The 7,771-nt window shown below is 38.6% G+C and carries 7 protein-coding genes and 1 pseudogene; all 8 read right to left on the bottom strand.

All coding sequences use genetic code 11. The annotated features are described in order from the left end of the window. Positions 1-135: 135 nt before the first annotated feature. Positions 136-1,011 (bottom strand): bile acid:sodium symporter family protein, encoded by an 876-nt coding sequence (locus FFR48_RS23170; RefSeq protein WP_137668989.1) that lies wholly within the window; start codon positions 1,009-1,011, stop codon positions 136-138. Positions 1,012-1,315: 304 nt separating this feature from the next. Further along, entirely contained in the window at positions 1,316-3,655 is a 2,340-nt protein-coding gene (locus FFR48_RS23165; RefSeq protein WP_137668988.1) for an arylsulfatase, read from the bottom strand. A 127-nt stretch (positions 3,656-3,782) separates the two neighbouring features. Continuing rightward, on the bottom strand, positions 3,783-4,766 hold the full coding sequence (locus FFR48_RS23160) for a formylglycine-generating enzyme family protein (protein ID WP_137668987.1): 984 nt from the start codon (positions 4,764-4,766) through the stop codon (positions 3,783-3,785). Positions 4,767-4,777: 11 nt separating this feature from the next. Next, the gene (locus tag FFR48_RS29110) at positions 4,778-4,936 is read right to left on the bottom strand and encodes a hypothetical protein (protein ID WP_187039102.1); all 159 of its coding nucleotides are present in this window, start codon (positions 4,934-4,936) and stop codon (positions 4,778-4,780) included. 27 nt (positions 4,937-4,963) lie between these two features. Beyond that, entirely contained in the window at positions 4,964-5,923 is a 960-nt protein-coding gene (locus tag FFR48_RS23155; RefSeq protein WP_236104158.1) for a sulfurtransferase, read from the bottom strand. A gap of 93 nt (positions 5,924-6,016) precedes the next feature. Continuing rightward, entirely contained in the window at positions 6,017-6,688 is a 672-nt protein-coding gene (locus FFR48_RS23150) for a glutathione S-transferase family protein (protein WP_096572499.1), read from the bottom strand. 610 nt (positions 6,689-7,298) lie between these two features. Next, a complete protein-coding gene (locus FFR48_RS23145) occupies positions 7,299-7,466 on the bottom strand; it encodes a transposase (RefSeq protein WP_137668986.1) in 168 nt (55 codons plus the stop codon). 87 nt (positions 7,467-7,553) lie between these two features. After that, a pseudogene (locus FFR48_RS29655) lies at positions 7,554-7,771 on the bottom strand (IS5/IS1182 family transposase); the annotation flags it as partial.

Genomic DNA, 7,771 nt, shown 5'->3' with positions numbered 1-7,771 from the left:
CGGTGCAGCGTAGCCGCACCATCGCTTGTGCCAGTTGCGTAAGTCCTATGATTCAATAACATCTTCATTATTGCAGTACACATATACTAATAATTAGCGATCGCTGTGCCAGTTGCGTAAGTCCTGTTAATGTCATCACGAAACTTCCAACTGCTCTATTTCCGCACTCTGTCCTTGATCTAATTCTGGTAAATTTTTACCCAAAATTACAACTGAAACCATCATTAATAAACTCGTTACCATAATCACACTGATCACATTTGGATCATCAAAATTGCTTGTACCTATTAACAAAGCAGCAGCAAAATTGCGTTGTGCAGTTCCTACTCCTAAAACTCTTTGAGTATCAATACCAGGTCCTCCCAATAAATAACCTACAGTAAAAGAAAATACAATAAAAATAGCACATACAAATATCACACCATTTGTCAATAAAACAGTAATTTCACTAAAGTGAACTATCAATCTGACCACTAAACCTAAAAGCAATCCAAAACTAGATAATTTGGCGGTAATTGCTTGTAAGCTAAGGGATATATTTTCAGATTTGGACTTAATAAATAACCCAATTGCTAATGGTATTATCATCATCAATATTAAAGGTTTAGCAATATCCCAAGAGTTAACTTGTACCCCTTGCAAAACCAAAGGTAATACAATCGGCATATAAAAAACAGTACCGAACATTAACATCATCATCAACCCTGTAGAAAAAGCTAAATTCCCCTTAACTATTTGCGCAAGTTTAGGTAAAGCTGGCGGACCTGATGCTAATGCCATAATGATAAACCCATCTTTCACAGGTTCATCCACAGGTATTACTTGGAGAAGCAAATATACAAAAAGTGGCACTAATACAAAATTTACTAGTAGCGATAAAACAACTAAACGGATATTACGAAGAGGCTGCCAAATTTCTTGTACAGTTAACTTTAAACCTGTACCAAACATAGTAGCAACAACAAAACAAAGGAATGCTATTTTGTCAAGAATGGGGATAACTTCATTCATAAATTTCTTATTTCACTTATTTCACTTTCAACAAATCTGTAGGTTGGGTTGAACAAAGTGAAACCCAACATATACAGCATATTCCATGTACATGAGGTACACTATGAACAGGCAAGACTTGTACTGAGCGGTTAGTGAGCTTGTACTGAGCGAAGTCGAAGTGCGGAGTCGAACTATGTCGAAGTATGCCTGTCCCACAAGGGTTTTATCATTAATATCTGTACTTCATAATAACGGAAACTGCTGTATAATCTCTTAGCCTATTGGGTTTCGTTATTTAATCCAACCTATATTTGCTACATTTTTAATTCAAATTTAAAGTAACCTTCTGTAAATTACCTGTGAATGCAAAGGGTACTTGATAGGTTTCCACAATCGGAGTACCTGTATCTTGACCGACATCAAAAGTTTCATTTAATGCCAAACGGTAGGGTAAAGTTTTTTCAATTCTACCCTCAGCTACCTGTTGATCATTAATGAATAACTTGCCAATTCCACCTGCACCAACTCCACCACCGTCATAATCAAAATTAAATTTAATTGTTGATTTACCAGGTGCTAATTTTTCAGGAGATTGAATAGTGTACCGTTCGGAATTAGCAAAGTTGTAAACGTAGGTTGGTTTACTATCTTCTAGAAAAAATCCCCAACCCGCAAAACGTCCACCTTGAGTTAATAAAACACCTTCTGCACCATTTTCAGGAATGTCTACATCAACAGTAATACTAAAGGATCTATTTTTTAAACTTGGGGCGCTACCTTCAGGAATGCTAACTCCACCAGAATAGTAAGTAAAAGTTGTGCGTCCTGCGGCAGGGGAAGGACGACTTTTGACATCAAATCTTTCAGAAACGCGATCATCTAATGGTAAAACTTTGTGTTTACGAGCTTCTGATAAAAACAACTTTTGCAGTTTTTCTAATTTCTCTGGATTTTCAGATGCTAGGTTATTAGCTTCGCTAAAATCTTTCTCAATGTTGTATAGTTCCCAAGGATCTTTCTCGAAGTCAGCGTTAATTGTACCCTGCCAAGGTAATCGGGGATGACGCGCCGCAGCTATCCATCCATCATCATAAATCGCCCGGTTGCCAAACATCTCAAAATACTGAGTTTCATGTTTAGAAGCAGCTTCAGGATCATCAAAAGTGTAAACTAAGCTAGTACCTTCGATTTTCTGTTGTTTTACCCCGTTAACTTGAGTAGGTGCAGTAATTCCCGCAGCTTCAAAAATAGTTGGCGTAATATCAATAACATGATGAAATTGGCTACGAAGTCCGCCTTGATCTTTGATGCGATCGCCCCATGCAATAATCAAGGGGTTACGAGTGCCACCAAAATGAGACGCTATTTGTTTTGTCCATTGAAATGGTGTTGTACCAGCCCAAGCCCAAGCTGCATGATAATGATTGAATGTTTTAGGACTACCTAAATCATCCAAAGAAGCTAATAATTGTTCTCGACTTTCAGGTACTTTATTGAAAACTTTTAATTCATTGACGCTACCTGCTAAACCACCTTCGGCACTAGCACCATTATCACCAACGATGTAGAAAACTAAGGTGTTGTCTAATTCACCAATTTGGTCAATGGCATCAATTAATCTTCCCACTTCATAGTCCGTATGTGCCAAAAATCCGGCAAATACTTCCATTTCATGGGCATAGATTTTTTGATCATCTGGAGATAAGGAATCCCACGCTGGCAATTCTACCGGACGGGGGGTAAGTTCGGCATTAGCAGGAATTACACCCAGTTGTTTTTGACGAGCACAGGTTTCTTCTCGTAATTTATCCCAGCCTTGGTCAAATTTTCCCTTGTACTTGTCTATCCAGGCTTTGGGAGCGTGATGAGGTGCATGGGTAGCACCGGTAGCCAAATAGGTAAAAAAGGGCTTGTCAGGGGCTATAGACTGTTGAGAATGAATCCAGTTAATGGCATGATCTACTAAATCTGGAGTCAAATGGTAATCAGGGTTATTGGTTGGTGGTGCAACTCGCTTAGTATTTTCTACCAAAGCCGGACTCCATTGGTTAGTATCACCACCCAAAAAACCGTAAAAATACTCAAATCCTAATCCCGTCGGCCAGCGGTCAAAGGGTCCAGCCGCACTGGTTTCATAATCTGGTGTGTTGTGCCATTTACCGAAAGCAGCAGTATTATAACCGTTCTGCCGTAATACTTCCGCTACAGTAGCCGCACTCTTGGGTAAAATTGTTGTGTAACCGGGAAAACCAGATGCTAACTCTGCAACTACACCTGTACCGACTGAATGATGGTTGCGTCCAGTTAATAAAGCTGCTCTGGTGGGTGAACAAAGGGCTGTAGTGTGGAATTGGTTATAACGTAATCCTTTTTCAGCTAAACGAGTTAAATTCGGTGTATCTACAGGTCCGCCAAAGGTACTTGCTTGCCCAAAACCCACATCATCCAATAATACTAATAATACATTCGGGGCTTTTTCCGGGGCTTTAATGGGTGCGGGAAAATCTGGTTTTGAATCTTTGTAAGTTAAGCCAATTTCACCATCAAAAGACGGTGGACGTACTGGTAAAACCTTTGATGTCGCAGCTAAGGCGGGGCTTGTTACCATCAACAATGTGATGAGAAAAGATAGAGACAGCACCCGCAAAATTGAATGTAACATACAATATCCTTGTATAAGAAATCTGCAACTTTGCGTCTTTGCGTCTTTGCGTGAGGCTTAATCTTTTAACGAACCACGAAGGACACAAAGGACACGAAGATTAAGAATGTTAGAGAGAGATTTTGCGTTAGTCTTGTAAATTCTTCACCAAACGAAACCCGATATGGGTTGTTCCCGTATCAGTAGATTCTGATTCCCGTGCGGCTGGACGATAACGGCTACAATAGTTTGGCGCACATAGGTAAGAACCACCTTTGATGACATGAAGGTCAGTTTCTGTAGGTTTTTTAGGGTCAAAACTTTGGTTAACAGATCCCCGACTTCTTTGAGAAGTGGGGGATCTATCGTTGAATAAGTCGGAAGTCCATTCCCACACATTGCCGGTCATGTCGTACAGTCCATAACCATTGGCTGGGAAAGAACCTACTTTTGCTGTTCCTACATAACCATCAGTTTTAGTATTGAAAAAGGGGAAGATTCCCTGCCAGGTGTTGGCTTTTTTCACTGAATATTGATTCCCCCAGGTATAAGTTGCTCCATCCAACCCACCGCGAGCAGCATATTCCCACTGTGCTTCTGTTGGTAATGATTTTCCTGACCATTGGGCGTAGGCTACAGCGTCTTGATATGCAATATGAACAACTGGGTAGTTTTCTTTCCCTACAATAGTGCTATCACTACCAAAGGGATGCTGCCAATTAGCACTGGGTGTCCAATGCCACCAACTGAGAATTTGAACTTCCTTCACACCTTGTTTTGGCATTTGAAAGACCATTGATCCTGGTAATCTCTGCTCATCTAGTAAGTCGGGAAACTGTTCTTTTGATAAAGGTCGTTCTGCAACTGTTACATAGTTGGTGGCTTTGACAAATTCAGCGAACTGAGCGTTTGTCACTTCGTATTTATCTATGCAAAAGGATGTAACTGTGACATTTTCTGCTGTTTGCTCTTCCACAAAACCAGAATCATCTGCTCCCATTTTGAATGTACCTCCAGAAATCATTACCATTCCTGGAGGACAGGGGTTAACGGCAAATGCTAATACTGGTAGATTGGTGAATAGTGATATAAGTGCAATTACTTGAATCAGTAGTAATATTAAGAACCGCATTTTACGTTGTATTAAGCTCCTGAGCGATCGCTTGTAGAATCACTGGGAGGTTCTTCTTTACCACTTCTGCAACTGACCAAGTTATCTTGATTGAGATTATTGGCAGTCAATACATATACTGGAATCAAGATGAAAATTGCAGCAGTAATTAACAAAATTGCATATCTCATGGATTTATTTTTCACCTCTTCTCTTTTCTAAGTTAGTTTCTCCTCTCCAGTAGCCACTGGTAAATCTTTGTGAGTGCTATATTCTGTCCAAGAACCTTCATAAATTCTGACTTTGGGATAATTAAGCAGATGCTTTAAAACCACATATTGTAATGTAGCTTCTCGTCCTGTACTACAAGAAACAATAATGTCATTTTCAGGAGTAATCTTTTTATCTGCCAGAATTTTCTTAATCTCATCTAATGACTTTAATTTGTGAGGATTTTGAGCATCTGTAAACGTTACCCAAGGAATATTCCGCGCACCAGGAATATGTCCATTGCGTATCCAAATATTTTCCTCACCCCGGAACAATTTTTCTGGTCTAGGATCAATAAAAACAACTCCTGATTTACCAATCAGTTTTTTCACATCACTTAAATTCACACGCACTGAAGGGTTATCTTTAACTGTGAATTTACCGACTGAGTATTTAGGAAATTCTTTTGTGACAGCTTGATCGGTTTTATAACCAGCATAACCACCATCTAATACAGCAATATCTTTCAATCCAGAACGTTCTAGTAAATAAGCAACCATTGTTGCACCTAAAACATCTCTACCATCTGAATATACAAGAACACGACTATTATTTGTTACACCAGAATTAGCAAATATTTCTCCTAATTTTTGATTTTCCCAATATTGTACCGGTAATCCTTCTTTTGGACCTCTAAAAGCTGTATCAGCAATGTTGACAGCATTAGGAAGATGTCCTTCTATATAGTCGAGAGGAAAATTACGTACATCTAAAATTCTAAGGTTAGGATCTTTGGCGTTTTCAGCTACCCAATTTGGCGAAACAAACTGAATATTGGCGCGAGAATTAGCTGATAATACTGGCAAAGGTAATAAGGGAATACTTACTAAAAATGCAAAAAACACTGTCACCAGAGCAAATAACTTAGGTTTTTTCAAATTCTTTAAATAAAAACTTTTAAACATCATTTTCACCTTTATTTCTATTTCATCAAAATCTTCATTACTTAGTGAAATTACTTTAATTAACAGGAATGTTAAAGTAATCTCAAAAACCGCATTCTACGCCGTTGTTACCGTTAAACCAAGAATTTTAGCGAATCTTTCTACATAAAATTCTGTAGGATTAGCAACTTGTTGAATAGATTCCCGTTGACGTAAATTCTCCCACCATTCCTGTAATTTATATGTTTCTGTGGGCAATGTAAAATTACGGAATTTTTCTAAAACTGGTAATCTTTCAAACCAAGGATAGAAGCTGATATCAACTAAACTCAAATGTTCGCCTAAGAAGTAGGGACCATTACCAGAAAGTTTGCCTAATCCTTCTTCTTCAATATACAAAAGAGACTCTAAAAACTCTCTCTTTCCCTGTTCTTGTTCTTGGGTATCTTTACCACGCAGGAATTTATTAAAAGCTGGAACTAAACGGGTATTAGCGTAATCTATCCAAATTCTTGCAACCGCTTTTTGAGCAGGATCATGAGGTAATAAAGCTGGTTCGGGAAATACTTCTTCTAAATATTCATTGATAATTGCGGATTCATATATTTCCACATCACCATGTTTGATGGCTGGAACTTTTCCATAGCGAGAAACTTGGGTAAAAGCTTCTGGTTTATTCTGTAAGTCAATTTCAATCGGTGTAAAATCAATTCCTTTTTCCAGCAACACTACACGGGTTCTTTGGGAAAAAGTAGAGGCTTTAGCAAAATACAGTTGTAATGTACTCATTTAGTCCTTTCCTTGATTGGGATTTGTTTGATTTTTTAGTTAATTAGGGCTTGCTGATAGCAGAGCGTGGCGTAAGCCATAAAAGTATTCTCGTATAGACAGGCAAAAGACAAGAGTCTGGGCTATCTGTTGGCAACAAATTTTTCCCTATTTCACGCTCACTATTTTCAATTTTGCTACTCCTATCTTGAAAAACCTTGCACCTCATTGTTCTATTTTTCGCCTCAATCCTTTGATTTGTCTAGGTTTTACATTTATTCCACATCCCCTAATTACAAAAATTGCAATTTGAATGACAGCCAAAGATAGAAGTGAAATTGCTTCTCTTCTACGAGTTATATTCTTTTGACTGGCAAAATACCAGAGGTCAACATTAACTACGGTTTATCGGTCAACTTTTAGTAGTATTCTAAGAGTATTTCATAGTTTTTACTAAAAAACAAGTCTTTTAGCAAACATTTTTCTCAAAATGTAGAGCCAAAATGCCCAACAATCTAACACTTGTCCATACCTTGCTTTTCTTCAGTACCGCGTTCATTGCCGGGTCGTTTAGCGAACTTCCATCTGTTAAGTTAATGTCTCATACCAATACTTTTCGATTAATAAAGCTTTAACATGCTCTCCATCTCACTCCTTCTACCAAGATATAAAAAATCGCGTTTAGGACTTCCCACATATTGACTTCACGCTTGCGTCCTCTAGGTTTAGGCTCTGGAATCAGGTCGCTGATTAATTCATATTGGTCACGGGTCAGGTTACTGGGGTATGCTTTACTCATACTACTCTCTGGGTCCTGTTTATTATCTATTCACAGCTTATACTGAGAGAGCTTTTTTACATCCTTTCCGACTTTTCAAACATCCTCTAAGACTAAACCCAAGGTATCGACTGTCAGAAATCGCTTACGCCCTGTAATTTTCTTGCCTGCATCAAATCAAAGCCCACTGATTGACTCGCCATTGCCGCACTTTTCACACTTTGGCTGTCGATAATCGCCTCAGACGGTAAAGAATGACGTTCGATTTCAATCCTTGTCCAATCTCGTAGGCTATCGTGGATACGCAACCATGTTCCATCCTTCCG

The sequence above is a fragment of the Sphaerospermopsis reniformis genome (assembly GCF_005402885.1).
Taxonomy (GTDB): Bacteria; Cyanobacteriota; Cyanobacteriia; order Cyanobacteriales; family Nostocaceae; genus Sphaerospermopsis; species Sphaerospermopsis kisseleviana.
This window is presented reverse-complemented; position numbering and strand designations above follow the sequence as displayed.